The 26,148-nt window shown below is 68.5% G+C and carries 28 protein-coding genes and 1 pseudogene; 14 read left to right on the forward strand and 15 right to left on the reverse strand.

What is annotated here, in order from left to right; translation table 11 throughout:
* Window positions 1-27 precede the first annotated feature (27 nt).
* Both ACLJRM_RS20580 and ACLJRM_RS20585 read left to right on the forward strand, forming a co-directional pair.
* Window positions 28-882, forward strand: a complete 855-nt coding sequence (locus ACLJRM_RS20580) for a Ku protein (RefSeq protein ID WP_410600873.1) — start codon at window positions 28-30, stop codon at window positions 880-882.
* Between the two features lie 127 nt (window positions 883-1,009).
* Window positions 1,010-1,222 (forward strand): hypothetical protein, encoded by a 213-nt coding sequence (locus ACLJRM_RS20585; protein WP_410663986.1) that lies wholly within the window; start codon window positions 1,010-1,012, stop codon window positions 1,220-1,222.
* 152 nt (window positions 1,223-1,374) lie between these two features.
* Here the strand turns inward: ACLJRM_RS20585 and ACLJRM_RS20590 are convergent, their stop codons facing one another.
* The 6 genes from ACLJRM_RS20590 to ACLJRM_RS20615 form a co-directional block, all read right to left on the reverse strand.
* The gene (locus ACLJRM_RS20590) at window positions 1,375-1,575 is read right to left on the reverse strand and encodes a DUF2795 domain-containing protein (protein WP_410663987.1); all 201 of its coding nucleotides are present in this window, start codon (window positions 1,573-1,575) and stop codon (window positions 1,375-1,377) included.
* A 147-nt stretch (window positions 1,576-1,722) separates the two neighbouring features.
* Window positions 1,723-1,878, reverse strand: a complete 156-nt coding sequence (locus ACLJRM_RS20595; RefSeq protein ID WP_167480014.1) for a DUF6131 family protein — start codon at window positions 1,876-1,878, stop codon at window positions 1,723-1,725.
* 401 nt (window positions 1,879-2,279) lie between these two features.
* Entirely contained in the window at window positions 2,280-3,755 is a 1,476-nt protein-coding gene (gene ahcY / locus ACLJRM_RS20600; RefSeq protein WP_410663988.1) for an adenosylhomocysteinase, read from the reverse strand.
* 252 nt (window positions 3,756-4,007) lie between these two features.
* Entirely contained in the window at window positions 4,008-5,060 is a 1,053-nt protein-coding gene (locus ACLJRM_RS20605; RefSeq protein WP_410663989.1) for a DNA polymerase IV, read from the reverse strand.
* 9 nt (window positions 5,061-5,069) lie between these two features.
* Window positions 5,070-5,495, reverse strand: a complete 426-nt coding sequence (locus ACLJRM_RS20610) for a YciI family protein (RefSeq protein WP_410600877.1) — start codon at window positions 5,493-5,495, stop codon at window positions 5,070-5,072.
* Between the two features lie 60 nt (window positions 5,496-5,555).
* Complete coding sequence (locus ACLJRM_RS20615) at window positions 5,556-5,822, reverse strand: DUF3040 domain-containing protein (RefSeq protein WP_410663990.1); 267 nt, start codon at window positions 5,820-5,822, stop codon at window positions 5,556-5,558.
* Window positions 5,823-6,080: 258 nt separating this feature from the next.
* Here ACLJRM_RS20615 and ACLJRM_RS20620 point away from each other — a divergent pair, with 258 nt between their 5' ends.
* Window positions 6,081-7,142, forward strand: a complete 1,062-nt coding sequence (locus ACLJRM_RS20620; RefSeq protein ID WP_410663991.1) for a cobalamin-independent methionine synthase II family protein — start codon at window positions 6,081-6,083, stop codon at window positions 7,140-7,142.
* A gap of 23 nt (window positions 7,143-7,165) precedes the next feature.
* Here ACLJRM_RS20620 and ACLJRM_RS20625 read toward each other — a convergent pair whose 3' ends face one another.
* Together ACLJRM_RS20625 and ACLJRM_RS20630 are read right to left on the reverse strand one after the other, a co-directional pair.
* Window positions 7,166-7,792 (reverse strand): LysE family translocator, encoded by a 627-nt coding sequence (locus ACLJRM_RS20625; RefSeq protein WP_410663992.1) that lies wholly within the window; start codon window positions 7,790-7,792, stop codon window positions 7,166-7,168.
* Window positions 7,789-8,355, reverse strand: coding sequence for a GNAT family N-acetyltransferase (locus ACLJRM_RS20630; RefSeq protein ID WP_410663993.1), 567 nt, complete (start codon window positions 8,353-8,355; stop codon window positions 7,789-7,791). The genes ACLJRM_RS20625 and ACLJRM_RS20630 overlap by 4 nt, the downstream gene beginning before the upstream one ends.
* A gap of 51 nt (window positions 8,356-8,406) precedes the next feature.
* On the opposite strand from ACLJRM_RS20630, the gene ACLJRM_RS20635 reads away from it, so the two are divergent.
* Complete coding sequence (locus ACLJRM_RS20635) at window positions 8,407-9,204, forward strand: alpha/beta fold hydrolase (RefSeq protein ID WP_410663994.1); 798 nt, start codon at window positions 8,407-8,409, stop codon at window positions 9,202-9,204.
* 58 nt (window positions 9,205-9,262) lie between these two features.
* Here ACLJRM_RS20635 and ACLJRM_RS20640 read toward each other — a convergent pair whose 3' ends face one another.
* Window positions 9,263-10,078: a MerR family transcriptional regulator gene (locus tag ACLJRM_RS20640; protein WP_410663995.1), complete on the reverse strand. Its 816-nt coding sequence runs from the start codon at window positions 10,076-10,078 to the stop codon at window positions 9,263-9,265.
* Between the two features lie 45 nt (window positions 10,079-10,123).
* A pseudogene (locus ACLJRM_RS20645) lies at window positions 10,124-10,537 on the reverse strand (epoxide hydrolase); the annotation flags it as partial.
* A 115-nt stretch (window positions 10,538-10,652) separates the two neighbouring features.
* On the opposite strand from ACLJRM_RS20645, the gene ACLJRM_RS20650 reads away from it, so the two are divergent.
* The 4 genes from ACLJRM_RS20650 to gcl all read left to right on the forward strand — a co-directional run bounded on the left by ACLJRM_RS20650 (window position 10,653) and on the right by gcl (window position 15,291).
* Window positions 10,653-11,297 carry a GNAT family N-acetyltransferase gene (locus ACLJRM_RS20650; protein WP_410663996.1) on the forward strand — a complete coding sequence of 215 codons (645 nt, stop codon included), beginning with the start codon at window positions 10,653-10,655 and terminating at the stop codon, window positions 11,295-11,297.
* A 584-nt stretch (window positions 11,298-11,881) separates the two neighbouring features.
* Window positions 11,882-12,709, forward strand: coding sequence for a hydroxypyruvate isomerase family protein (locus tag ACLJRM_RS20655; RefSeq protein ID WP_410663997.1), 828 nt, complete (start codon window positions 11,882-11,884; stop codon window positions 12,707-12,709).
* Window positions 12,706-13,593 (forward strand): 2-hydroxy-3-oxopropionate reductase, encoded by an 888-nt coding sequence (locus ACLJRM_RS20660; protein ID WP_410600886.1) that lies wholly within the window; start codon window positions 12,706-12,708, stop codon window positions 13,591-13,593. The genes ACLJRM_RS20655 and ACLJRM_RS20660 overlap by 4 nt, the downstream gene beginning before the upstream one ends.
* A gap of 3 nt (window positions 13,594-13,596) precedes the next feature.
* Window positions 13,597-15,291, forward strand: a complete 1,695-nt coding sequence (gene gcl / locus ACLJRM_RS20665; RefSeq protein ID WP_410663998.1) for a glyoxylate carboligase — start codon at window positions 13,597-13,599, stop codon at window positions 15,289-15,291.
* 49 nt (window positions 15,292-15,340) lie between these two features.
* On the opposite strand, the gene ACLJRM_RS20670 is transcribed toward gcl, so the two are convergent.
* Window positions 15,341-15,769, reverse strand: a complete 429-nt coding sequence (locus ACLJRM_RS20670) for a pyridoxamine 5'-phosphate oxidase (RefSeq protein WP_101607401.1) — start codon at window positions 15,767-15,769, stop codon at window positions 15,341-15,343.
* Between the two features lie 127 nt (window positions 15,770-15,896).
* Entirely contained in the window at window positions 15,897-17,087 is a 1,191-nt protein-coding gene (locus tag ACLJRM_RS20675; protein WP_410663999.1) for a lytic transglycosylase domain-containing protein, read from the reverse strand.
* Between the two features lie 251 nt (window positions 17,088-17,338).
* Here ACLJRM_RS20675 and ACLJRM_RS20680 point away from each other — a divergent pair, with 251 nt between their 5' ends.
* The 3 genes from ACLJRM_RS20680 to ACLJRM_RS20690 all read left to right on the forward strand — a co-directional run bounded on the left by ACLJRM_RS20680 (window position 17,339) and on the right by ACLJRM_RS20690 (window position 21,667).
* The gene (locus tag ACLJRM_RS20680; protein ID WP_101607403.1) at window positions 17,339-17,902 is read left to right on the forward strand and encodes an ArsR/SmtB family transcription factor; all 564 of its coding nucleotides are present in this window, start codon (window positions 17,339-17,341) and stop codon (window positions 17,900-17,902) included.
* A 112-nt stretch (window positions 17,903-18,014) separates the two neighbouring features.
* Window positions 18,015-20,336, forward strand: coding sequence for a penicillin acylase family protein (locus ACLJRM_RS20685; protein ID WP_410664000.1), 2,322 nt, complete (start codon window positions 18,015-18,017; stop codon window positions 20,334-20,336).
* Complete coding sequence (locus tag ACLJRM_RS20690) at window positions 20,333-21,667, forward strand: alpha/beta hydrolase family protein (protein WP_410664001.1); 1,335 nt, start codon at window positions 20,333-20,335, stop codon at window positions 21,665-21,667. Before ACLJRM_RS20685 ends, ACLJRM_RS20690 begins: the two co-directional genes overlap by 4 nt.
* 108 nt (window positions 21,668-21,775) lie before the next feature.
* Here the strand turns inward: ACLJRM_RS20690 and ACLJRM_RS20695 are convergent, their stop codons facing one another.
* Window positions 21,776-22,576: a carbon-nitrogen hydrolase family protein gene (locus tag ACLJRM_RS20695; RefSeq protein ID WP_410664002.1), complete on the reverse strand. Its 801-nt coding sequence runs from the start codon at window positions 22,574-22,576 to the stop codon at window positions 21,776-21,778.
* 103 nt (window positions 22,577-22,679) lie between these two features.
* On the opposite strand from ACLJRM_RS20695, the gene ACLJRM_RS20700 reads away from it, so the two are divergent.
* Entirely contained in the window at window positions 22,680-23,339 is a 660-nt protein-coding gene (locus tag ACLJRM_RS20700) for a GntR family transcriptional regulator (RefSeq protein ID WP_410664003.1), read from the forward strand.
* Here the strand turns inward: ACLJRM_RS20700 and ACLJRM_RS20705 are convergent.
* Window positions 23,327-24,487: an agmatine/peptidylarginine deiminase gene (locus ACLJRM_RS20705; RefSeq protein WP_410664004.1), complete on the reverse strand. Its 1,161-nt coding sequence runs from the start codon at window positions 24,485-24,487 to the stop codon at window positions 23,327-23,329. The two genes, ACLJRM_RS20700 and ACLJRM_RS20705, sit on opposite strands and share 13 nt — an antisense overlap.
* 86 nt (window positions 24,488-24,573) lie before the next feature.
* Here ACLJRM_RS20705 and ACLJRM_RS20710 point away from each other — a divergent pair, with 86 nt between their 5' ends.
* Together ACLJRM_RS20710 and ACLJRM_RS20715 are read left to right on the forward strand one after the other, a co-directional pair.
* Window positions 24,574-25,140, forward strand: a complete 567-nt coding sequence (locus ACLJRM_RS20710) for a TetR/AcrR family transcriptional regulator (RefSeq protein WP_410664005.1) — start codon at window positions 24,574-24,576, stop codon at window positions 25,138-25,140.
* On the forward strand, window positions 25,141-25,458 hold the full coding sequence (locus ACLJRM_RS20715; protein WP_101607409.1) for a sporulation protein: 318 nt from the start codon (window positions 25,141-25,143) through the stop codon (window positions 25,456-25,458).
* A gap of 3 nt (window positions 25,459-25,461) precedes the next feature.
* Here the strand turns inward: ACLJRM_RS20715 and ACLJRM_RS20720 are convergent, their stop codons facing one another.
* Window positions 25,462-26,124, reverse strand: a complete 663-nt coding sequence (locus ACLJRM_RS20720; protein WP_101607410.1) for a TetR/AcrR family transcriptional regulator — start codon at window positions 26,122-26,124, stop codon at window positions 25,462-25,464.
* Between the last annotated feature and the right edge of the window lie 24 nt (window positions 26,125-26,148).

The following is a 26,148-nucleotide window of genomic DNA, read 5'->3' on the forward strand; positions in this document are numbered from 1 at the left end:
CGGTGACGGCGGTGGAGGTGCGGCGCGATGCGTTCGATGTGGAAGGGCTCGGTGTCCTTCGGGCTGGTGAGCATCCCGATCCAGCTCTATGCGGCCACCGAGAACAAGAACGTCTCGCTGCGCCAGGTGCACGAGGCCGACGGCGGCCGCATCCAGTACAAGCGGTTCTGCACGATCGACGGCGAGGAAGTGCCCTACGCCGAGATCGCCAAGGGCTACGAACTGCCCGACGGCGAGATGGTCGTGCTCACCGACGAGGACATGTCGGAGCTGCCGCTGGCGTCGTCGCGGGCGATCGACGTGCTCGAGTTCGTGCCGCTGGAGTCCATCGACCCGATCCACTTCGACAAGACCTACTACCTCGAACCGCAGAAGAACGCCGTCAAGCCGTACGTGGTCCTGCGTGACGCGCTGGAGAAGGCGAGCCATGTGGCGATCGCGAAGGTCGCCATCCGGCAGCGGGAGACGCTCGCGATCCTGCGGGTGCACAGCGACGTCCTGATGATGACGACGATGCTGTGGCCCGACGAGGTCCGTGTCCCGGACTTCGGCTTCCTGCACGACGATCCTCCGCAGGTGAGGCCCCAGGAACTGACGATGGCGGGCTCCCTGATCGACTCGCTTTCGGAGCCTGTGTTCGAGCACGAGAAGTACAACGACTCCTACCGCGAGGCGCTGGAGGCCATGATCGAGGCCAAGGCCGCCGGGAACGAGACGGCCAAACCGAAGGCCGTCGGGGCGAAGGCCGACGTCGTCGACCTCATGGAGGCCCTGCAGGCCAGCGTGAGCGAGGCGAAGAAGAGCCGGAAGCCGACGGCGGCCAAGAAGGCCACCGCGGCCAAGAAACCCGCCTCCGCCAAGCGAACCCCGAAGAGCGCCTGACTCTCCTTTGTGGACTGTTGTGCCCGGTGTCACCCGGCCGGGTCCGGCGACACGCCGTCGTCATGCCAGGATTTGTCGCCCCTCGGTGGTAGTAAGGCAACCGAGGAGAACTTTTCCGAGAGGCGGCATGAGCATGGAGTGCGCGTTCTGCGCCGGCGGACTCGACCACTGCCACGGAACCCTCGTGGTCCACCTGGACGGTGGTTTCACCGAATGCAGCGAAGACGGCTGCGTCGACTTCGACTTCGCCCGGCACACGCTGACGATCGACTGTTTCGACGTCGACGGGGGCTGCACCTGCGCCGTGGTGGAGGCCCGGCAGTTGCTGCGGGCTTCTTGACCAGCGGTCAATACACCAGTCCGGCCCGATTCGGAAGATCGGGACCGATTGCCACTCGAAGGTGTATGCATTCGTGTACATCGTGGCCGGAAATGTGTTAACTATGACGGGGTCCTCCGGCTCTCCCTCCCCCTCGGAGCCGGGGGGCCCCTTCATGTCGTAGTGCTTCCCTCGTGGGTGCCCAGCGCGTCCCACACCCCATCTCCATCCGCGTAGTCACTCGCGGGAAGAGCTCCCAGTGGGCCGAGTACGTCGTCGCCCGCTCCGGCCGCCGCGGCGGCCCGCAAGAGTTCGTCACGTCCGCACGGGTAGTCCACCTCGGTCAGATACGGGCGAGGATCCGTTCCGGCCATCGATTTTCCTCCTTCGTCTCGTCCCGAGTGGATACCCGGCGGGCCGAGAACGAAAACAGACCGGGCACCCGGCGTGAGGGGAACGCCGGGTGCCCGGTCTGTCTCAACGCTGGTACCGGGGGCTCGGTATCAGCTGTGGTCCGGTGCTCAGAACCAGTGGGCGCGACCGCCGATGGCCTTCCCGGTGTTCCCGAGAACGGCCAGGATGATGCCGATGACCGCGAGCGCGATCCCGATCGAGTACAGAACGGGGATGCTGGCGATGACACCGATGACAATCAGGATGACGCCGAGAATGATCACGGGGGCACCTTCTCCTTCGTAGTCGCCCGGCCAAGGTGATGCCGGGGTGTGGCTACATAAGGGATTCCCGGTTCACGCCACGGGAAACAGGTCCATCCGGCCGTAGTTTTCACGCATTCGGCCTAGTGCTCCGGTGCGGTGCGTCAGGTGTCACAGAAGGGGTTGAAGGCGGACGGCGGTTCGCGATCGGCGCCGGGCCTCGTGAGTGGTAGGTGCGGTTCTGGTGGACCCGTTTTGCCTGCCTGCCGGCTGTGTGAGTGGGGAGGATTCGGGACGTTGAACGTCCCGAATCCTCCACGCTCGACCGTGTCGTCGCGGACACCACCTTCGCCCTGGTCGCGAGTAGGCAAGCAATAACGACGGTTAGAACCGTCCTTACCACTCACGAGCCGTACCGGACCTCAGTAGCGGTAGTGGTCCAGCTTGTACGGGCCTTCGACGTCCACGCCGATGTACTCGGCCTGGCGCTTGGTCAGCTTCGTCAGCCGGACGCCCAGTGCGTCGAGGTGCAGGCGGGCCACCTTCTCGTCGAGGTGCTTCGGCAGCACGTGGACGTCGGTGGCGTACTGGCCCTGCTTCGTGAACAGCTCGATCTGCGCGATCGTCTGGTTGGTGAAGGAGTTCGACATGACGAAGCTCGGGTGGCCGGTGGCGTTCCCGAGGTTCATCAGCCTGCCTTCGGACAGCACGAGGATGGAGTGCTGCTCGCGGTCGGCCGTCGCGGGGAAGACCCACTCGTGCACCTGCGGCTTGATCTCGATCTTCTCGATGCCCGGGATCTTCGCGAGCCCGGCCATGTCGATCTCGTTGTCGAAGTGGCCGACGTTCGCGACGATCGCGTTGTGCTTCATCTTGGCCATCTGGTCGGCCATGATGATGTCGAAGTTGCCGGTGGTGGTGATGAAGATGTCGCCGCGCTCGACGACGTCGTCGAGCTCCACGACGTCGAGGCCCTCCATCGCCGCCTGCAGCGCGCAGATCGGGTCGATCTCGGTGACGACCACGCGGGCGCCCTGGCCCCGCAGCGATTCCACCGCGCCCTTGCCGACGTCGCCGTAGCCGCAGATGACGGCGACCTTGCCCGCGATCATCACGTCGGTGCCGCGGTTGAGACCGTCGATGAGCGAGTGACGGATGCCGTACTTGTTGTCGAATTTCGACTTCGTCACCGAGTCGTTGACGTTCATCGCCGGGAACAGCAGCTCGCCGTCCTTGGCGAGCTTGTAGAGCCGCTTGACGCCGTTGGTGGTCTCCTCGGTGACGCCGCGGACCTCATTGGCGATGCGGGTGAACCGGCCCGCGTCGCGCGCGATGCTTTCGGTCAGCGTGCGCAGGACGAGGGTGTACTCCTCGGGGTCTTCCTCGGTCGCCTGCGGGACGGCGCCGGCGGCCTCGAACTCGACACCCTTGTGGATCAGCAGGGTCGCGTCGCCGCCGTCGTCGAGGATCATGTTCGGGAGACGGCCGTCGCCGAAGTCGAAGAGCTGGTCGGTGCACCACCAGTACTCGGCCAGGGTCTCGCCCTTCCACGCGAACACCGCGGAGCCCGAAGGCGCGTCGACGGTTCCGTTCGGGCCGACGACGACGGCCGCGGCGGCCTCGTCCTGCGTGGAGAAGATGTTGCAGGACACCCAGCGCACTTCGGCGCCCAGTGCGACGAGCGTCTCGATCAGCACGGCGGTCTGAACGGTCATGTGCAGCGAGCCCGCGACCCGCGCGCCCTTGAGGGGCTGCGAGTCGGCGTATTCACGGCGCAGCGCCATCAAGCCGGGCATCTCGACCTCGGCGAGGCGCAGCTGCTTGCGGCCGGCCTCGGCGAGGGAGAGGTCGGCGACGGCGAATTCGATCCCGTTGACCTTGGACAGGGTGGGGCTCACTGGTTCTCCATTCATCAGGAAGGCAAGGTGAAGCGGTTCTTCTCGCCGGTGGCGGGAAGAACGGGGTCAATGCGGGGGTCGTTCAGCGCACGGCCTCGACGACGACGGCCGGAAAAGGGTTTCGACGCAAGAAAGGCACCTCCGCAGTGGGAGGCGCCCTTACGTCTGTCGCAGCGGGCCGAGCGTGGCGGAAGAATTCCGTCGCAGCGCCTCTCGGCCCGAAACCAGAATGGCAAAGCGCCGCGAGCGCTGTCAAGGCGACGCGGATCGCGCCACCGTCGAGGGGAATTCGGCCCGGACGCCCAGCAGACGGACCGGTCTGCCGAGGTCGAACAGGTCGAGCACGGCCAGCGCCGCCTTCTCGATCTCGGCGGGGTCCGCGGTCGGGGCGGGCAGGGTCACGCTGTGGGTGTGGGTCAGGAACGGCGCGAACCGGACCTTGACCGCGATCCGCGCGGCGGGCCTGCCTTCCTCGGCGACGTCCTGGGAAACGCGTTTCGCCAGCGCGACGACCTCGGCGGCCATGGCCCCGGGATCGGTCAGGTTCTGCTGGAACGTCGTCTCGCGGCTGCGGGATCGCGCCACGTAGGGCGTCGCGGTGACCTCGGCGTCGCCGATTCCCCCGGCGAGGATCCGGTACCACGGGCCGAGTTTCGGGCCGAACCGCGCGGCGAGCCCGGCCGGGTCGGCGCCCGCCAGTTCCAGCACGGTGTGATAGCCGGCCTCGGCGAGCTTCTTCGTGGTCTTGGCGCCGATGCCCCACAGCGCGTCCGTCGGCTTCTCGGCCATGACGTCCCACCAGTTCTCCTGGACGAGCCGGAAGATCCCGGCCGGTTTGGCGAATCCGGTGGCGAGTTTGGCGCGCAGCTTGTTGTCCCCGATGCCGACCGAGCACGACAGCCCGGTCTCCTCGGTCACCACTCGCCGGATGTCGGCGGCGAGCGTTTCGGGGTCGTCGGTGGCGACGCCGAGGAACGCCTCGTCCCAGCCGAGTACCTCGACGACCACCGGGAGTTCCCGCAGCGTCGCCATCACCCGATCGGAGACTTCCTGGTACGCGGGCGCGTCCGTGGCCAGGAAGACCGCGTCGGGGCAGCGTTTCGCGGCCGTCCGCAACGGCATCCCGGACTGGACGCCGAATTCCCGCGCTTCGTACGACGCCGTCGCCACCACGGCCCGTTCGGCCGGATCGCCCGTGCCGCCGACGACCACGGGTTTGCCGCGCAGTTCAGGCCGCCGGGCGACCTCGACCGCCGCGATGAACTGGTCGAGGTCGACGTGGAGTACCCACTCCCGGACGGCCATGAGGCGACTCTAAGCCCGTTCGGCGATCTCGTCGCGCATCCGCTGCTCGTTCTCCTGCAGTTCCGGCGTGAAGTTCTCGCCGAAGTCCTCGGCTTCGAGGATCTTGCGGACCTCGAGGATGGTGTCGCCGTGCGGGGGAGTGGGACAGCGCTTCGCCCACTCGATCGCTTCAGCGCGCGACGGGACGTCGAGGATCCAGAAACCGCCGACGAGTTCCTTGGCTTCGGTGAACGGGCCGTCGGTGACCGTGGATCCGGCGGCGTTGACCGTGACCCTCGCGCCCTTCGAACTCTCCTGCAGCCCCTCGCCGCCCACCAGCACCCCGGCGTCGAGCATGTCCTGGTTGAACTTCGCCATGGCGGTCAAGGCCTCCATCGGCGGCATCTTCCCGGCTTCGGAATCCTCGTCCGCCTTGATGATGATCATGAACCGCATGGTCTTCCTCCCAGTGAACCGGACGTATCGCCCGGACTCTACCGGCGTGCGGGAAGAAGATCAGCCGCGCCCGAACCGGGACAGGTGCACGATCACCGCCGTGGTCACGGTGATCATCCCGAGCAGCAGCACGGCCGGGCTGTTCACCACCATGCCCAGCAACATCAACAGGCCCGCGGTGATGTCGAGACCCAGGAGGACCGTCAGCCGGAGCAGGGGCGGTCGTGCCGGCCTGCCGGAGCGGAGCCGGGCGGCCAGCGCCGGCTCGGTCAGCTCGAACCAGCGCTCGATCTTCTCCAGCTCTTGCCGATCGTGATGGCTCAGCATCTCGGTTCTCCTTCGGCGCGCCCCGGCCGGTCGACTACCACGGAATACCCAGGACCGGGACCGGATAAGCATCGAATTTCACCGACTTTTGTATAACGACCTATACGTGTCGGCGAACGGAACATCCTTTGTAGACCGAATGGTTGCGCCATTCGTGGTCACCGCACGCGGAAAGATCGTCAAGGAGAGGAGAGATCGGTAGTTTCTGCGATTGCGGCCAAGGCGACCGTGGCCGCTTCACCTGGGAGGACGCGAGCAATGACCATACCCACCGAACCGATCGGCAGCATTCCCCGTCCGGGCTATCTCGTCGAAGCGCTCGGCGAGCACGCGGCCGGGCGGCTCGACGCCGACGGTCTCGGCGAGTTGCAGGAAAAAGCCCTCGTGGACACCATCAAGCGGCTGGAGGAGACGGGCTCGCCGGTCATCACCGACGGCGAACAGGGCAAGCCGAGCTTCGCCACGTATCCTTTGGCAGGCCTCACTTCGCTGGCGCCGGACGGGGTCGTCATCCCCTTCGCGGACGGGCACACCCGGCAGCTCCCGAGGCTCACCGCCGGACCGTTCCGCTATCAGACCTATGCCGACTCCTATCTGCGCGAGGCCAAGAAACACGCCACCAAACCGGTGAAGCAGGCGGTGATCGCCGCTTCGGCGATAGGGCTCGTCTATCCCGGTGAGGAATTGGCGGGATATGCGAAAGAACAGTTCATCGCCGACTTGGTGAACGAAGCGGAAGCCGATATCCGCCGCAGCCTCGATGCGGGTGCGGACAGCGTTCAGATCGACTTCACCGAGGGCAGGCTGTCGCTGAAGCTCGACCCTTCCGGCGGGCTGCTGAAGTCCTTCGTGGATCTGAACAACGCCGTGCTGGAACGATTCTCCGACGAGGAGCGGAAGAAGATCGGCGTGCACACCTGCCCCGGTGGCGACCAGGACTCGGTGCACAGCCTCGACGTCGACTACGCCGGGTTGCTGCCGACGTTGTTCCAGTTGAAGGTGGGCAACGTCTACGTGCAGCTGGCCAGTGAGGCGGATCCGGAGCGGGCGCTGCAGGTCATCGCCGCCCACGCACAGCCGGACCAGCGGATCTTCGTCGGCGTGACCGACCCGATCGACCCGCGCGTCGAAACCGCAGAGGAGATCCGGGACCGCGTGCTTCAGGCGGCGCGGTTCATCTCGCCGGACCGGCTGGGCACCTGTGACGACTGCGGGTTCTCGCCGTTCGCCGACGACACCTCGACGTCGCGGGAGACCGCGTTCGCCAAGATCGCCGCCCGCGTCGAAGGCACCCGCCTCGCCGCCGAATCCCTGCTCTGACGTGGCGTGATGGGCACCTTCGCTCAGCTCTGGACGGCGACCCGGATGCCGAGCCCGACGAGCAAGGTGCCCATCACCGCGTCCATCCCGCGCCGCACCCGGCCGGAGGCGAAGAACTTCCGCAGGGAACCGACCAGCGTCGCCAGGACGAAGGTCCACACGACGGCGACCGTGGTGGCCAGCGCCGCCAGTTGCAGGGTCTCCGCGGTCGTGGCCGAATGCGGGAGGAACTGGGGCAGCAGCGCGAGGAAGAAGACCGCGACCTTCGGGTTGAGCAGGTTGGTGAGCAGTCCGTGCCGGAACGCCTCCTTGGGCGCGACCACGGGTGCCACCTTGTCCTTGAGCTCGCCGTAGTCGCCGCGGCGCACCGCCAGCCACGCCTTGACGCCGAGGAAGATCAGGTACGCGGCGCCGATCAGTTTCACCACGGTGAAGGCGATCGCCGACGCGGTGAGGATCGCCGCGACGCCGAGGGCGATCGCGACCACCCAGACGAAGACGCCGAGCGCGATGCCGAGTCCGGCGGCGATCCCGGCCTTGCGCCCGCCGAGGATCGCGCTCCGGGTCACCACCAGGAAATCCGGGCCCGGTGCCATCGCGCCGAGCAGGCAGACCAAGACGAACGAGAGTGCGGTGGCCCCGGAGATCATCCTGCGATGCTATCCGGCTGGTCGATGTCCCTGGCCATGACGGCGCCAGGGACGTCGACGCCGTCGGGCGTCGTCACCGTCACCCGTTCGACTTCCTCGAAGCCGAACGACAGATACAGCGGGACGCCGGGCATGGTCGCGGTCAGCGTCAGCGACGTGAATCCTTCGGCTTTCGCCGCGAGGCGGCACGACTCGAGGATCGCGCGTCCGAGCCCGCGCCGGGTCCAATCGCCGCGGACGAACATCGCGCGCACCCGCGCGGGCTCGGTGGCCGGGTCGAGCGGGCGTTCGTCGTCCGACGCGTCACCGGAGCCGGCGTGCATCTTGTTGCGCCTGCTCCAGCCCCCGCAGGCGACGATCTCGCCGTCCGCCTCGTGCACGAAGTAGGTGCCGTCCTCGATCAACCGCAGGTCGAGGTGCGCGATGTGCACCGCCGCGCTCGCGGTCTGCCGCTCGTCGTAGAACCGGGGGAACAACTCCAGCACCGAGGCCCGCATCAGCGCCGCGATGGCGGGCGCGTCCGCGAGCGTGGCCTTCCGCTGCGGTGGCGTGTTCGTCGTCATGTCGCGGAAGATAGCCAACGACGGCGATCACGCCTACCGGATAATCGCGTGGTGATCACCGACGACGGCCGTGAACTGTGGACCTCGGCGACCGGCCGGGGCGAACCGATCCTGTGCTGCCACGGCGGCCCGGGCCTGTGGGACATGTTCGGCACGCTCGATCCCGGCCCGCGGTTCCGGCTGATCCGGTGGGACCAGCGCGGCGCCGGGCGCTCCGACCCCAGTGGCCCGTACACCCTCGACCGGATGGTGGCCGACGTCGACGCCGTCCGCGAGTGGCACGGGCTCGACCGGGTCGCGGTGCTCGGGCATTCGTGGGGCGCGCATCTCGGCCTGCTCTACGCCCTCGCACGTCCGGAGCGGGTGAGCGCGCTCGTCTACGTGTCGGGCGTCGGACTCGGCCACGACTGGCACGCCGAGTTCAAGCGGAACTTCGAGCGCGCGCTGGGGGAGAGGCACGCCCGGTGGGCCGGGCTTCGCGCGGCGGGCCACGATCTAGGCCGCGAACTCGCGGTGCTGCAGTGGACGGCCGACTTCGTGGCGGACGGCGAGCGGCACGCCGAGGCGATGGCGACACCCTGGTTCCCGGTCAACTACGAGGCGAACGCCGCGTTGAGCGAGGAGATGCGGACGGTGCCGGAGGAGTCACTGATCTCGGCTTGCCGGTCTCTGCGGGTGCCGACGCTGATCATCGACGGGACGGCGGACACCCGGCCCCGATGGGCCGTCGACTCGCTGGAGCACGCTCTGCCTTCGGTGACCCGGGTGCGGTTGCCGGGTGTCGGCCACGTGCCGTGGCTGGAAGCGCCCGAGGAGTTCCGCGCCGCCTTGACCGACTTCCTGGGCTAGCCGCTCGTGAGTGTAAAGACGGTTCTAACCGTCTTTACCACTCACGAGCCGGATGCGGTCAGGCCGTGACGATCGGCTGCTGCAGTTCGGTGACCCACTTGTCCCCGTCGGCCGGGCACTCGAGGTAGTACTCCCGGGCCGGGCCGCTCGCGCGGTACCCGTGCGCGTCGACCCACTTCGCCAGCGCCTGGTAGCTGGAGAGCACGGTCTCCATCGAGCCCCGGTGCAGGATCGTCGCGGCGGACGGCACTTCGGCGAGGCTCACCGTCGAAAACCCTTCGGTGCCGTCGGTTTCGGCCGAGATCGGGACGGCGGCGTGGATCAGGACGCGTTCGCCGTCGGCGTCGTCCTCGTAGTAGGCGATGAGCGGTCCCGACGGCGTGATCGGGCCGAGCGCCCCGAAGAGGTCCTTGTACAGCCCCTGCACGACCGGCCCGATCTCTTCGTTCACGTAACCGCTCGCCGTTCCGGTCAGCTCGGCGACACGGACCGCGGGCAGGCTTTTGACTACGACGTCTTCGGAAGGCATGGTTCCCTCGCTTTCGATCGAACGGAGTCTCGCTTCGACGGCCTTGAGCCGCGCCTCGTCGGCGGCGATGGCCGCCTCGAGTTCGGCCCGTCGCAGCCGCAGCATCCCGCGCAGCTCGTCCGCGCCGATCTCGGCGTCGAGGATCTCCTGCACCTGCGTGAGGGTGAAGCCGAGATCCTTGAGCGCGATCACCCGGTTGAGTCGGGCCAGCTGGTCGCCGGAATAGGACCGGTAACCGCTGAACGGGTCGACATGGGCGGGCCGCAGCAGTCCGATGGCGTCGTAGTGACGCAGCATCCGGACCGACACCCGGCCGTGTTTGGCGAAATCTCCGATACTGAACATGGCGGCTCCCAGCGGACAGCCTGACACGGTGTCACAGTCAAGCGGTCACCGCACGAGACGGAAGAACGACCGCCCCTCCTCGGTGAAGACGCCCGGCTGCTCGAAGGCCGCGAAGTGGCCGCCTCGCTCCAGTTCGTTCCAGTACCGGATGTCGGTGAACCGGCGCTCGGCCCAGCGGCGGAACGGGCGCGGGGTCTCGCGCGGGAAGATCGAACAGCCGGTGGGCACGGCGATCGTGTCCACAGTGGAATCGGAGAACCAGCTCGACACCTCGGCGAAGCTTTCCCAGTACAGCCGTGCGGACGAGGCGCCGGTGCCGGTCAGCCAGTAGAGCGTGATGTCGTCGAGCATCGCGTCCCGGCTCAGGGCGTTCTCCGGATGGCCGTCGCAATCCGTCCACGCCTGGAACTTCTCGGCGATCCACGCGCACAGCGCCACCGGCGAGTCGGCCAACGGGTGCGGACTCCGGGACCTGGGTCCGGAAAGGCGTGGTGTCCATGCGGCCGACGGTAGCGAGGGGGTCCGACGGAAAAGCGCGTGCGCTCGGCCGCCCGGTCCGCTTACCGTCGCGAGAGTGACTCACACGTACCCCCCGCTGAACCTCGAGGTGCGGACGCCGCGGCTGACCTTGGCCGGTGCGACGGACGAGTTGCTGGAGCGGCTGGTCCCGGTCGTCCGCGCCGGCGTCGCCGATGTCGCGCCATGGCCGTTCGACGATCCGATATCGCTGTACGCGGACAGTCCCGACCGTGAATGGCGGTGGCTGCGCGGTATCTGGGCCGGACGTGCGCGGGTCGACCCGAGCTTCTGGCGGCTGTACTTCGTGGTGCTGCAAGACGGCGAACCGATCGGAATGCAGGATCTGATCGGGTCCGACTTCGCCAAATTCGGGACGGTCTCGACCTTCTCGTGGCTGGCGCCAGGACGGCGCGGGCGTGGAATCGGGGCGGAGATGCGAGCGGCAGTCCTGCATCTGGCCTTCGCAGGGTTGGGCGCACAGGAAGCGACGAGCGACGCGTTCACCGACAACAACGCCTCCAACCGGGTTTCCCGCGCGCTGGGCTACGAGCCGAACGGCACGAGCTGGGACACCCGCCGCGGCGAGGTCGCGCAGATCCAGTGCTGGCGGCTGACCCGGGACGTCTGGGAACGAGCCCGGCGCGACGACATCGAACTGGCCGGTGTTCGGGAGTGTCTTCCCGCGCTCGGTCTCGCCTGACCACGCCTGGACTTCCGGGCGACTTGAGCAGTGGCAGCACGTGTGTCCACTGTGGAACTGCGGCTCGGCTGAAACCTGATCGCCAGGTGCGAGGAGGCGGCAGTCCTCGCGTCGTCTGCCCGATTGGCGTAGCGCCAGTCCGCTCGACGGGACGTTGCGAAGGGCGCTTTCGCGACGCTGTCGTCTGGCGGATCCGTGCTGGGTCGAGGGGGTCGTGAGTGGCGATTCGGGTTAAAACCGAGTGTGTTTTGGTTACCTACCGGCTTCTGGCTGCGGTCGTTCACGGGGCCGGGCCGTGAAGGGCCCCTTGCCTACCTTGACCGTAGTGATGGAGGCCTTCACGTACTTCGAGCGACCAGGGCGCCGGTTCCGTGTGGGTCGGGGTGGTCGTGAGTGGCGATTCGGGTTCTAACCCGAATCGCCACTCACGACCAACCGGACCGACCTCTCACCGCCGCCCCTCGACGCTCGCGCCCCGCCCACCCTCCTCTGCCGGTATACCGCCCGTTGACCGATGGCAGGTCAGCGGGCTATTCTCGATATGCGAAAGAAAGTTTCCGCAGAGCGAAATTGCTGAGGTTTCGATGGTTGATCTTGCCGGTTCGCGTCATGCCTTGCCCTATGTGCTGAACCTGTCGCTGGTCTTCACCGAGTTGCCGCTGCTCGACCGTGCGGAGGCGGCGCGGGCGGCGGGCTTCACCGCTGTCGAGTACTGGTGGCCGTTCGAGACGCCGGTGCCGGACGCCGCCGAGGCCGATGCGTTCGTGGCGTCGGTCGAGCGGGCCGGTGTCGCGGTGACCGGGCTGAACTTCTTCCCCGGCGACATGGCGGGCGGTGATCGCGGTCTGGTCACCTGGCCCGGGCGCGAGGACGAGTTCGCCGCCGGTATCGCCTCCGCGATCGAGCTCGGCGAGCGGCTCGGCTGCCGCCGGTTCAACGCGCTCTACGGCAACCGGATCGACGGCGCGGACCCGGCGGAGCAGGACAAGCTGGGGTTGTCGAATCTGGCGCTCGCGTCGGACGCGGCCGCGCGGATCGACGCGGAGATCGTCCTGGAACCGTTGTCGGGGGCGGAGAAGTATCCGCTCAAGACCGCGGACGACGTGCTCAAGGTGCTCGACGAACTCGGGCGGGACAACGTGAAGCTGCTGGCTGACCTGTACCACCTGGCGGTCAACGGTGACGACCTCGACACGGTCACGACCGTCCACACCGGACGGATCGGCCATGTGCAGATCGCCGATGCCCCAGGGCGCCACCAGCCGGGGACCGGAACGCTGGACATCGAGGGATACCTGGAAAAGCTGCAGACGGCGGGCTACCGCGGGCAGGTCGGCGTGGAGTACAAACCCGACGGGCCGAGCGCGGAGTCGCTGTCGTGGCTGCCTTTCGAACGAAGGGGACTGGCATGACCAAGCTGGGATTCATCGGCCTGGGGATCATGGGCGGGCCGATGGCGGGACATCTCGTCGCCGCGGGCCACGAGGTGAGCGGCTTCGACACGAACGCGGACGCGCTCGCGAGGCTGGAAGCCGCGGGCGGCCGGGCGGCGAACGGGGTCACGGACGCCGTCGCGGGCGCGGAGGTCGTGATCACCATGCTGCCCAACCATCCGCAGGTCGAGGCCGTCGTCCTGGCGGCGGGCGGGGTGCTGGAATCGGCGAAACCGGGGACCCTGCTGATCGACATGAGCACGATCCGGCCGGAGACCTCCATCGAGGTGGCCGAGCGGGCCGCCGAACGGGAGATCCGCGTGCTGGACGCGCCTGTTTCGGGTGGTCAGGCCGGCGCCGAGCAGGCCTCACTGTCCATTATGGCCGGTGGTGACGACGCCGATTTCGCGGCCGCGCTCCCGATCCTGGAGGCCGTCGGCAAGACGATCGTCCACGTGGGGCCGCACGGTGCGGGCCAGGTCGTCAAGGCCGCGAACCAGCTGGTGGTCGGCGGGACCTACGGACTGATCGCCGAGGCGATCGTGCTGCTCGAAGCGTCCGGCGTGGACGCCGGTGTCGGGCTGGACGTCCTCGCGGGCGGCCTGGCGGGCAGCCGGATCCTCGAACTCAAGCGGAAGTCCATGGTGGCGCGCGAATTCGCGCCGGGTTTCCGGATCGACCTGCACCACAAGGACATGGGCATCGCGCTCGCCGCCGCCAGGCAGGCCGACGTCGCGCTGCCGATCACCGGGCTGGTCGCCCAGCTCGTCGCCGCCGGACGGGCGATGGGACACGGCTCGCTCGATCACTCCGCCCTGCTGAAGGTCGTCGAAGCGCTGTCCGGCGCGGAAAGCAAGGAGTGAGGAATGCCCAGAATCCCCGCCATGCAGGCCGTCGTCGACGTCCTGCTCAGTGAAGGCGTCGACACCGCTTTCGGCTGTCCCGGTGCCGCGATCCTCCCGCTGTACCACGCGATGCAGGGCAGCGGCATCGAGCACTTGATCGTGCGCCACGAAGAAGGCGCGACCCATATGGCCGACGGGTGGGCCAGGACCACCGGCAACGTCGGCGTCGCGATCGGCACCTCCGGGCCCGCCGGGACGAACATGATCACCGGGCTCTACACCGCGCAGGCCGATTCGATCCCGATCATCTGCATCACCGGGCAGGCCGACTCGCGGAAGCTGCACACCGAGGCGTTCCAGGCCGTCGACATCGTCGAGATCGCCAAGCCGGTGACGAAATGGGCGGTGCAGGTCAAGGAAGCCGCGCAACTGCCCTGGGTGTTCCGGGAAGCGTTCCGGATCGCGCGGTCCGGCCGCGCGGGCCCGGTGCTCATCGACCTGCCGATCGACGTCCAGCGGCAGGAGATCGAGTGGGACTCCAGCATCGACTCGCCGCTGCCGGTCATCGTCGCGACGCCGTCGCCCGCCCGGGTCGAGCGTGCGCTCGACCTGCTGCTGGCCGCCGAACGGCCGCTGATCCTCGCGGGCGGCGGCGTGGTGCTCGGCGGCGCGAGCGACCGGCTGCGGACCGCGGCCGAACTGCTCGGCGTCCCGGTCGGCGTCACGCTGATGGGCAAGGGGACCTTCCCCGAGGATCACGAACTGTTCGCCGGCATGGCCGGGATCCAGACGTCGCAGCGGTGGGCGAACGCGGCCTTCCTCGAAGCGGATCTGGTGCTGGCGCTCGGCGCGCGGTTCGGCGACCGGCACACCGGTGACCTCGACGTCTACCGCGGCAGCCGGAAGTTCATCCACGTCGACATCGAGCCGACGCAGCTGGGCAAGGTGTTCGGGCCCGACCTCGGGATCGTGTCGGACACGGGCGCCTTCCTGGACGCGCTGATCGAGGCGGCGTCGAAGCGTTCTCCGGCACGGGATCGCGCCTGGCCGCGGCGGATCGGTGAGCTGAAGGAGAGCCTGCCCCGGCGGGAGGACTTCGAGGACACGCCGATCAAGGCGCCGCGGGTGTTCAAGGAGATCAACGAGTTCTACGGCGAGGACGCGTACTTCGTCACCGCGATCGGGCTCTACCAGATCTGGTCCGGGCAGTTCCAGCGCGCGCACAAGCCGCGCCACTACCAGGTGTGCGGCCAGGCGGGCCCGCTCGGCTGGGAGATCCCGGCCGCGATCGGCGTCAAGAAGGCGAAGCCGGAGGCCGAAGTCGTCGGTGTCGTCGGGGACTACTCGTTCCAGTTCCTGGTGGAGGAGCTGGCGGTGGCCGCGCAGTACGACGTCGGATTCGTGCTGATCATGCTCAACAACGAGTACCTGGGGCTCATCCGGCAGGCCGAGACCGGCTACGAGATGAACTTCGAGGTCGACATCCACTACGACAAGAACGGCACGGACAACGTGAAGGTCATGGAGGCCTACGGCTGCGCCGGGACCCGCGTGACCGAGCCGGGCGAGATCCGGGCGTCGCTGGAATGGGCGCGCAAGGAGGCCGAGCGGACGTCGCGGCCGGTGCTGGTGGAGATCATGATCGAACGCGAAGGGAACGCCGCGATGGGCAAGGCGCTCGACAGCGTCGTCGAGTTCGAGCCCATCGCGGGCTGATGAAGGGTCCCGGTCGTCTCCCCAGTGGCGGCCGGGACCCCTTCAGGCGTCAGGCCTTGGACTGGTCGTTGCTCAGCCACTTCTCCGGACGGACCCGCACCAGCACGGAGTTGTCGCTGAGCGAGCCGTCGACGTACGCCGTTCCCTCGGCCTCCGGCAGGTAGCGGTGCGCGATCTTCAACGCCTGCTCGCGGGTCGGCGGCACGTCGTTGGCGATGACCGGACCCTCGGCCGTGACGTACTTGTAGGGGAAGGTCTCGGTCTGCGCGACCAGGCTGAGCCTGCCCGCTTTCTTGATCGCCTTGTCCTTGACCGAACCGCCGTCCATCCAGATCAGGAGCTCGCCGCCGGGCTCGTAGTCGTACCAGACCGGTACGGCCAGCGGGGCCCGTCCTTCCCGCTCGACGGCCAAGACCCCGATGTGAACCTCGCTCAGGAAGGTTTCCCGTTCTTCGGCGGTCATGACGAAAGACGACATCCGTGTCTCGCTTCTCTCGGTTGATGAGCTACGAGAAGCGGTAACGCGGGGCGGCTTCAGGACATTCCGGACGTTCCAACCTCGTGAGTGGTACGCGGTTCTAACCGTCCGTACCACTCACGAGTCGTTACGGGGTCGGGGAGGCGGAGCTGGTCGGCGTCGCCTCACCGGTGTTCCCGGCCGGGGTCGAGGACGGCGGCGGGGTCGTCGTGGTGCTGGACGGCGGCGTCGAGGACGGAGGCGTGCTCGAAGGCGGTGTCGACGAGGGCGGTGTCGACGAAGGCGGCGTGCTTGTCGGCTTCGTCGGCGAAGAGCTGCTCGGCGGCGGTGTGCTGCTGCTCGGCGGGAACGACGAGCCGGGCAGCGGGTTCGGCGGCGGCGTGGTCGTGCCGGGCGGGGGAGTGCCGGGCAGGGTGGGCACCGGGACCTGGCCGCCGGGCGTGCCCGCGGCGACGTCCGAGGAGTCCGGGGCGCCGACGGGGACCTGGCTGTCGGGGAACGTCGCGACGCCGCCGCGGTAGGAGACTGCCCACCGGATCACGGTGTCCACATAGGACAGCGAGTGGTTGTAGCGGTACACGGCCACGCGCTGGGTCTGCTCCGACGTCAGGTCGACACCACCCGAGCAGAGGTAGCGGCCCGAGCCGAGCGTCGCGTCGTAGATGTTGTTCGGGTTCGACTCGCCGTCGCCGTTGCCGTCGGAGGCGTAGCCCTTCCAGGTGGAGGGGATGAACTGCGTCGGGCCGACGGCGCGGTCCCAGACCGTGTCGCCGTCGAATTTGCCGCCGTCGGTGTCCGGGATGGCCGCGAACGGGCCGGCGCCGTTGAGTTGCGGGCCGAGGATCGGTTCGAGGGTGTTGCCCTTGGCGTCGACGTAGCCGCCGCGCGCATGGTTGGACTCGATCCGGCCGATACTCGCGATCAGCGCCCAGTCGATGTGACAGCCGGGCAGTTCCTTCGCGAGGATGTCGGCCGCGTTCTTGTAGGCCTTCATCATGCTCGCCGGGATACCGAGCGCGCCCGACGGCGCGAACGAGCCGCCGACGTTGCCGGTGCCGCCGGGGACGATCAGCGGATCGGGATTGGGGGGCTCGGGGAGGCTTCCGTCGACGGCGATCTCCGGGACCGTGCCCACCGGCGGCTGCCAGGCCGCGGCCTGGTTCTGCGGCGCGGCCGGCTTCGGTGCGGCGATCGGCGTGTCGGGACCCGCCGACGCGGTGACCGCGGGCAGGACGGCGAGCGCGCCACCGGCGAGCGCGAAGGCCGTCCGGTGCCGGGCGGACAGCCTGTCCGTCTGTCGAGGGCGGTGCTTCGGCATGTTTTCTCCCGCTAGGTCGACTCCGGGCAAAACTATCCGATACAACCGAATTTCGGGGAGGACGCAACGAAAAACCTGTGAACCTGCCGGGTTTTCGTCCGCCCGGCACAAGACCTTCGTAGTGAAGTTGTCAATTTCACGCTGAGTTCACCGAAACGTCAGCAGAATCCTCGGGCACTTCGAGAACGTGGTCTGAACCGCGTGCAAAGAAGTCTTTGCACAATCTCCTTTGCACGCGGTACCTTGGTGCCATGACCGGTCCGCCGCCGCCCGAAGAGATCACCGACGCCGCCGTGCTGAAGGCGGTGATGCACCCGTTGCGCAGGCGGATCATGGAGGCGCTGGGCCGTGGGCCCGCGACGGCGACGAAGCTGGCCAAGGAACTGGGGGAGAGTTCGGGCGCGACCAGCTATCACCTGCGAGAACTGGCGAAGTACGACTTCATCGACGAGGCGCCGGAGCTCGCGCACGGCAAGGAACGCTGGTGGCGCGCCCGGCAGCGCGACATCCGCTGGCCCCGGCACAGCGAGCAGAGCGAAGAGATGCGCGCGGTGTTCGACGAGGCGCAGCGTGCCGCGTTCACCGAGGACCTCGAGCAGATGGCGCGGTTCATCGAACGCCGCGGTGAACTGGGCGAATGGGGTGACGCGCTGGTCTTCTCCCGGGGCGCGGTCCACGTGAACATCGAGGAGCTGAAGCAGTTCTGGGAGGAGTACCTGGACTTGTTGCGCCGCTACTGGCGGCCGGAACCCGGCCCGGACGCGCGAAAGGTGTACGTGCGCTGGACGGCGTTCCCGGATCCGGACGAAGAGTAAGGAGGGGGAGCTGAAACACCGGTGGGAGAGCGGCCACTCGACCACCGGTATCGCGTCACCACGCCGGACGGCGTGTCTTCACGAACGACTCCACACACAAAGGGGGAGCAGCATGCTGCTCTGGAAACGGATCGCGGCCGCAGGCGCCGCGATGAGCCTGCTCGCGGCGGGGACCGCGACGGCCGCGCAACCGCCGGACGGGGTATCCCGGGCGGACGCCACCATCCGCTACACCGAATACGGCATCCCGCACATCGTCGCGAACGACTACGTGAACCTGGGCTTCGGGCAGGGGTACGCCGCCGCCAAGGACAACATCTGCGCGATCGCGGACGTCGCGGTCACGACGCGGGCCGAGCGATCCCGCTGGCTGGGCCCGGACGCGCCGCCGACGAGCGGGGTGAGCCAGGCGAGCACGAACCTCGCCAGTGATCTGTATTTCCAAGGTCTCAACGAAAGCGGCGCCGTCGAGCGGTTGCTGGGCGAGCCCGCGCCGCGCGGGCCGTACCGCGAGGTCCGCGAACTGATCCGCGGTTACGTCGAGGGCGTCAACAAGTACCTGCGCACCGGGGAGATCACCGACCCGGCGTGCCGGGGCGCCGGCTGGCTGAAGCCGATCACCGAACTCGACGTCCACCGGCACAGCCACGCGATCGGGATGATCTTCGGGCAGGGCGGGGTCGCGGATTCGATCACCGCGTCGCTGCCGGGAGCCCCGCCCGCGGGCACGGGTCGTGAGCGGATGACCGGGGAGACCGGGATCGGCAGCAACGCCATCGCGATCGGTTCGGCCGCTTCGGCGAACGGACGAGGTGTCTCGCTGGCCAACCCGCATCTGCCGTGGCAGGCGAGCGGGACCAGGCTGTGGCAGTCGCAGTTGAGCCTGCCGGGCAAGCTCAACGTCAGCGGCGCCGGTATCCCCGGTATCCCGCTGATGTGGCTGGGGCACAACGAAACCGCGGCCTGGAGTGGCACGGCCACCGACACGACCCGCACGTACACGCTGTTCGAGCTGAAGCTCGTGCCCGGCTCGCCGACGACGTACCTGGTCGACGGGAAGCCCGAGCGGATGCGGCGCAACGACGTGAGTGTCCTGTCGCGCAAGGCGGACGGCACCCTGGAGCGCGTCGTGCGTCCACAGTGGACGACCAGATACGGTCCGGTGACCACCCGGCTCGGGCAACGAGAACTGCCGTGGACGGCATCGAGCGCCTTCGCGATCGCGGACGCCAACGCCGGGAACCTCGGGATGACGAACTCCATGTTCGAGATCGCCCGAGGCCGGACGGCGGGGGAGATGATCGACTCGGTCCGCAGGACGCAAGGGCTGCCTTGGATGAACATCCTCGCCACCGACGATCGCGGCCGCGTCGAATACAGCCAGATCCACGGCGTTCCGCATGTCACCGACGAGAAGGCGGCGCGCTGCAACACTCCGCTGGGCAAGGAACTCTTCGACGCCGACGGGATCGCGGTACTCGACGGCTCCAGGACGGCCTGCGCTTGGGGTCGCGACCGTGACGCGCTGCGGCCCGGAGTCTTCGGTCCGTCCAGTCTTCCGGGCCTGAGCAGGGACGACTACCTGGCGAACTCGAACGACAGCTACTGGCTGTTCAACCCGGCCGCGCCCAGGACCGGCTTCCCCCGGATCGTGGGCCCGGTCCGCACCGAGCAGAACCTGCGGACCCGGGGCGGCTTCGTCGAGATCGCCGATCAGCTGAAGAAGAGCGGCTTCACCGGGCAGGCCATGCGGGACCTGATGTTCTCGCATCGCGACCACGCGGCCGAACTCGTGCGGGCCGACGTCGTCACGATGTGCGCCGCGATGCCGGGAATGGACGCCGCGTGCGCCGCGCTGGCGGGCTGGGACGGGCGTTCCGACGCCGGGAGCCGGGGCGCGCTGCTGTTCGACCGCTTCTGGTCCCGAGCGGACCGGATGGGGCCCGCCGTCTGGAAGGTGCCGTTCGACGTCAAGGATCCCGTCCACACCCCGAACACTCTCGACACCGGGAACGCGGCGATCCGCAAGGCGCTCACCGACGCCGTCGCCGAGCTGACGGCGGCGAAGATCCCGCTCGACGCGCCCTACGGTGACCATCACCATGTCGAGCGCGACGGCAAGAAGATCCCGCTCGGCGGCGGGGCGGCCGGGCGCGGGGTCTACAACTCTTTGGGCGGGCCCTGGGATCCGGCTCGCGGCTACACCGAGATCGTGCACGGCGGGACGTATCTGCACGTCGTGGCGTTCACCGGGACCGGCTGCCCGGACACGACGACGTTGCTGACCTATTCGCAGTCCGCGAACCCGGAATCCGCGCACCACAGCGACCAGACGGAGCTGTACGCGCGCAAGCACTGGGTCACCGAACGGTACTGCGAGAAGGACATCCTCGCGTCGCCGTCGCTCGAGGTGGTCCGGGTGAGCAGGCGATGATCGCCGCGCTGCTCGCGGCCGTCATGGCGGTGTCGTCGCCCGCACCCGTCGCCGCTCCGGCCGGCGACGTCTCGTTCACCAGCCACGGCGTGACCTTGCGCGGAACGGTGGTCGCGCCGGAAGGGGACGGCCCGGCGCCGGGCATCGTCATGGTGCACGGCTCGGGCGAACACGACCGGGACGACTACCGCGCCGAGGCCGAAGCCTTCGCCAAGGCGGGGATCGCGACGCTGATCTACGACAAGCGGACCGAAGGCTATTCCCTGTTCGAGCGGGACTACTCGGTACTGGCCGACGACGCGCTGGCCGCGGTCCAGGCGCTGCGCTCGCGCCCTGGCGTGGATCCGGCCCGCGTCGGGGTCTGGGGCTTGAGCGAAGGAGGCTGGGTCGCGCCGTTGGCGGCGTCGAAGTCGAAGGACGTCGCTTTCGCGATCACCGTCGGCGCCAACGGGGTCTCGCCCGACCGTCAGCAGTCCTGGGCCCTCGAGACCTACCTGCGGCACGGCGGGGTCGAGGGCTCGATGGTGGACATGGTGGCGTCGACGAACATGCGCACCCTCGCGGGCGCCGGCGTGTTCCCCGAGGCCGGGTACGACCCGGTGCCGGTGCTGGAGAAGGTGCGGCAGCCTGTTCTCGGGTTGTGGGGTGAGCTGGACCGGCTCACCCCGCCCGGCGAGGCCGTCCGGATCTTCCGGGAAACACTGGAACGGGCCGGGAACCGGCAGTACACGCTGAAGGTGTTTCCCCAGGCCCAGCACGGGCTCCGGCGGACCACCGACGGCTTCGACAAGCTCGACGGTTTCGCTCCCGGCTACCTCGATCTCGTCGGGACGTGGGTGAACGGACTCGACGACGGGCCCGTCCGGCCGTCCTCGGATCCGCCGCCCGGGCAGGCGAGTCAGAGCGTCGCCCTGGCACCACTCTCGTGGTACGAGGCGCCGTGGCTGCAGATCGCCGTCTGGGCGTTGGCATTGCTGGCGTTCGCCGCCTACCCGGTGACGGCGTTGTTCCGGCGCCGCAAGGAAGTGCCGCTCGCGCGGCCCGCGCGCTGGCTGGCGTCGACCGGTCTGCTCGCCACGGCGGGATTCCTCGGCTACTACATCGTCCTGACGACGGGTGCGGCGATGGCACCGGGTCCAGTCCTTTTCGGACGGACGCTGCCGTGGCTCGCGCTGCAACTGCTCGCGGTGGGCGTCGTCACCGCCGGCGTGGTGACGGCGGTTTCGTGGTGGCGGCGGAAGGACCGCGGGGGAGTCCGCGTCGGGCTGCTGCTGGCGGGAGCCGCCCTGTTCGTGCCGTGGGCCGTCCATTGGGGACTGCTGGTGCCGTGACGGAAGAGCCTGGGTGCCGGGCGGCCACCCGGCACCCAGGCGAACGGAAGCCGCGTCACCACGCCCGAGGGCGTGTCTTCACGAACGGACCTCCGGGTCAGAAGATACTCAGGACTTCGGGGTGACGGCGAATCGGCGCAGGTGCAGGGCCGGGTTCTTGGCGCGCACCTCGGAGATCCGCTCGGCGGAGACCTCGCCGGTCGCGGTTCCCGTCCGCTCGCCGAGCGAGGCGACGACGACGCCCATCGGATCGACGATCATGCTGTGCCCCGATCCGGTCGGTGCCGCCTGCCCCGCCGCGACGACGTAGATCGTGTTCTCGATCGCCCGCGCCCGGACCAGCGTGGTCCAGTGGTCCTCCTTGAGAGGGCCGGGCATCCACTCGGCGGGCAGCAGGACCGCGTCCGCGCCCGCGTCGACCAGACGGCGGGTGACTTCCGGGAATCGCAGGTCGTAGCAGGTCTGGAGACCGAAGACGATCCCGTCGACCTCGAACGTCTCCGGCGCTTCGATATCGCCGGGCCGGACCAGTTCCGATTCGCGGAAACCGAAGGCGTCGTAGAGGTGCAGCTTGCGGTAGAGCGCGGCGATCACCCCGTCGGGACCGGCCGCGACCAGTGTGTTCGAGATCCGCTCGCCGCCGGGGAGCGCTTCGTTGACGCCCGCGACGACGGTGATCTGCCGGTCCTTCGCGAGACCACGCAGTTCGGTGACGAACGGACCGTCGAGTTCTTCGGCCGAGGTCACGAATTCCCGGCTCATCGTCGGTACGGTGAACAGCGAGTACTCGGGCAGCACGACCACCCGCGCACCGCGGTCGGCCGCTTCGCCGACGAGGGAGGCGACGCGGGCGAGGTTGGCTTCCTTGTCGTTGCCGGGCGCGAACTGCGCCACCGCGACGTGCACCATGGGACCCCTTCCGATAGGTGGAAGTCTTGTATACATGATGGATACTTGGCTGGTCCAGGTGTAGGCTCAGTCGCGGAAAGTAACGGCATAGAGGGGGAACGAGATGACTGTGACCGCCGAAGGAGGCGGCCCGGCGCGCGAGCGGGTCTACACGTGGCTGCGCGACGGAATCATCTCGGGCGAGCTCGAAGGCGGCCGCTTTCTCGACGAAATGTGGGTTTCCGGCGTCGTCGGCGTGTCCAGGACGCCGGTTCGCGAAGCGTTCCACCGCCTGGCCGCCGAAAGGTTCATCAGCCTCTTGCCGCGCAAGGGCGCCCAGGTGCGCACGGTCACTTCCCGGGAACTGGAAGAGGTCTACCAGAGCAGGCGGCTGATCGAAGGTCACGCCATCGCGACGCTCTGCGCGAACCGGGCCGGTGCTCCCGCCGAACTGCCGGAACTCATCGAAGGGATGGTGCGCTCGGGTGCCGAACGCGACTGGTTCGCCGTTTCGGGATTCGACCGCCGGTTCCATCGCGCCATCGTGAACGCCGCGGGCAACACCGTCCTGACCGAGTTGTACGACACGCTCCGTTCACGCCAGCAACGGGTCACCGTCCGTGCGCTGGAGGCCCGCCCGGAACGGCTGACGGTGATCAACTCCGAACACCGGGAACTGGTCGCCGCTCTGAACGACCATGACGTGAAAGAGGCGTCACGGTTGCTGGAGCAGCATTTGCGCCCGGTGTCCGAAGTGATGTCGGTGCTGCCTCAGGAAGGCTGACCCGGCTGGTCGTGCGTCGAGCAGTGGATCCCGCCGCCGCCCGAGGCGATGGTCGAGATCTTCACCGGCACGATCTCGCGGCCGGGGAACTGCTCGCGCAGGATCTCCTGTGCACGCTCGTCCGCCGCGGCGTCGCCGAACTTCGGCACGAAGACGGACTTGTTCGCGATGTAGAAGTTGGCGTACGAGATCACGCTGTCCTCGCCGTAGCCTTCGACCTTGTCCGGATCCGGCTGGACGAGGTCGATCACCCTGAAGGGTTTGCCGTCGGCGTCGGTGGCGCCCGCCAGCACCGACCTCGCCTGGTCGGCTGCTCGGGACCACGAGTCCGGCGGGGTGCCGGGCGCGGCTTTGTCGAGCAGTACGACACCGGGCGCGGTGAACCGGGCCAGGCAGTCGACGTGGGCGTCGGTGATGTCCTCGCCGCGGACGCCCGCGAACCAGATGACCTTCCGGACGCCGAGCACCTTCTTCAGCTCGTCTTCGATCTCCTGGCGGCTCTTGCCCTTGTTGCGGTTGTCGTTGACCAGTGAGCTTTCGGTGACCATCAGCGTCCCGGCGCCGTCGGTCTCGAACGAACCGCCTTCCGCGGTGATCCAGGTTTCGGTGCGGGCCAGTCCGTACTTGCCCAGCACCGACCGCGCGACGGCGTTGTCCTTGTCGTGCGGCTTCTGCTTGTCGCCCCAGCCGTTGAAGTTGAAGTCGACGCCCGCGACCTTGCCCGCCTCTTCCACGAACACGGGGACGGTGTCGCGCGCCCACAGGTCGTCGACCGGGATCGGGACGACCTCGACCGTGTCGCCGCACGCCTGCTGGGCGGCGTCCGCGTGCTCGGGCCGGGCGAGGAGCACCACCGGTTCGTAGCCGGCGATCGCCTTGGCCAGGCCGGCGATCTCCTCGCGGACCGCGGGCAGGTCTTCCGCCCAAATGGACTTCGACGCGGGCCAGGACATGAAGGTGCGCGCGTGGCTTTCCCATTCGGCACTCAGTTTGCGGGCGGCCGCGGCGGCGGGCTCCGGAGACCCGGTCGTCGGAGCGGGCGCGGGCGCCGAGGGGCTCGACGAGCACGCCGAGCTCCCGACCGAGACGGCGCCGATCGCTGTCAGGGCACGCAGGACCGTGCGGCGGGGCAGGGACGAATCGAACACTGTGCACTCCTTGGCTGAACCGGTGACGACACGATAGCATCCTGACTGAAAATTCAGTCAGGACGAAACCGCTAGGGTGAACCCCCGTGTTCGAACGTCAGCAGAAGATCTTGGAAGCGGCCGTGCGGGTGATCGCGCGCAGCGGTGTGCGGGGTCTGCGGGTCGAGAAGATCGCGGCCGAGGCCGGGATCTCGACGTCGTTGATCTACTACCACTTCACCAATCGTGCGGGGCTGCTCCGGAAGACCCTGGAGTTCGTCAGCGACCGCGCCGCGGGGTACACGGAGGAGGCCGCGGCCGGGGCCGCCGATTCCCGTACCGAGCTGGAACTCATGCTGTTCGGGGAACTCCAGGACACGCAGGCGGTGCGGGAGAACAGCACCGCCTGGGGCGAACTACGCGCCAGCGCGGTCTTCACCCCCGAGCTGCGCGAACCGCTGGCGGAGTCGACCCGGGTCTGGGTGGCCGAGGTCGCCGAGGTGATCCGGCGTGTCCACGACGCCGGGGCCGAGGCCGAGAACGCCGCCGAACGGCTCACCAGCCTGGTCGAAGGACTCAGCGAGCGGTGGCTTTCTGGTTCGATGGACCTGGACAGGGCGCGGGAGCTCCTGCGTGGCGCGATCTCACTGGAACTGGACAGGGTGGGGGCCTGAATGGGACTCGAGAAGGTCGTCGGCACCATGCGTGACAACCTCACCGTCCGGCGTGTCTACGGCGAGCCGGTCGAGAAGGACGGCGTCGTGGTGATCCCGGCGGCGAGCATCATCGGAGGCGGAGGCGGCGGGCACGGCACCGAACAGGGCAAAGAGGGCGAGGGCGGCGGTTTCATGCTGGCCGCGCGCCCTGTCGGCGCGTACGTGCTCAAGGGCGGCGACGTCCGCTGGGTGCCCGCGGTGGACCTGACCTTCCTCGGCACGGTCTTCGCCGTCATGGTCGCGACGATCCACAAGGCCAGGCGGCGGAAGGGCTGACGCTCAAGCCCCGGCGGTGATGCCGGTGAGGATGAGGTCGATCCCGGTGAGGAACTGCTCGCGGTCGTCGTGCTCGCGCACCTGATCGGCGATGGACTTCATGAACGGGAACCGGTCGGAATCGAGGTTCTCCCACGCGCTCGCCGCGGCGTGGAGGAATTCGGCCCGGTCCACTTCCACCAGGACGCGGGCGTTCGCGGCGTTCTGCCCGGCGGCGCCGAAGATGTAGTGCATCAGCGCCGAGGTCGCCGTGAACCAGGTGGCTTCGGGTACGCCCAAAGCGCTGACCCGTTGTCCGAGGGTTTCGAAGATTCGCGGCGTCACCGACCCCCAAGGGCTGCGGGAAAACTGGACGGCGAGCTGCGGGGAAAGCCACGGGTGCCGGACGATCGCGTCGAACAGGCCGAGCGCGATGGCGCGGATCTCGTCCTGGGGCGAGCCCGCGGGCTCCGTGGCCAGCGCACCCGCGATGACCGACGTGGTGGCGGCGTTGAGCAGCTCGCCCTTGTTCGGCACATGCCAGTAGATCGCCCCGGCGCCGGTGGAGAGGCGCTCGGTCAGCGTCTTGAAGGTCAGCCCGCTTTCGCCGTCCGCGTCGAGCAGCGCGATGGCCGCCTCGACGATGCGTTCGCGGGACAGTGCCTCCGCGCGGGTCCGTTGCGCCATGCCGCCATCCTGGCAGGTTCGGGT

Source organism: Amycolatopsis sp. lyj-84 (assembly GCF_046549075.1).
Lineage (GTDB): Bacteria > Actinomycetota > Actinomycetes > Mycobacteriales > Pseudonocardiaceae > Amycolatopsis.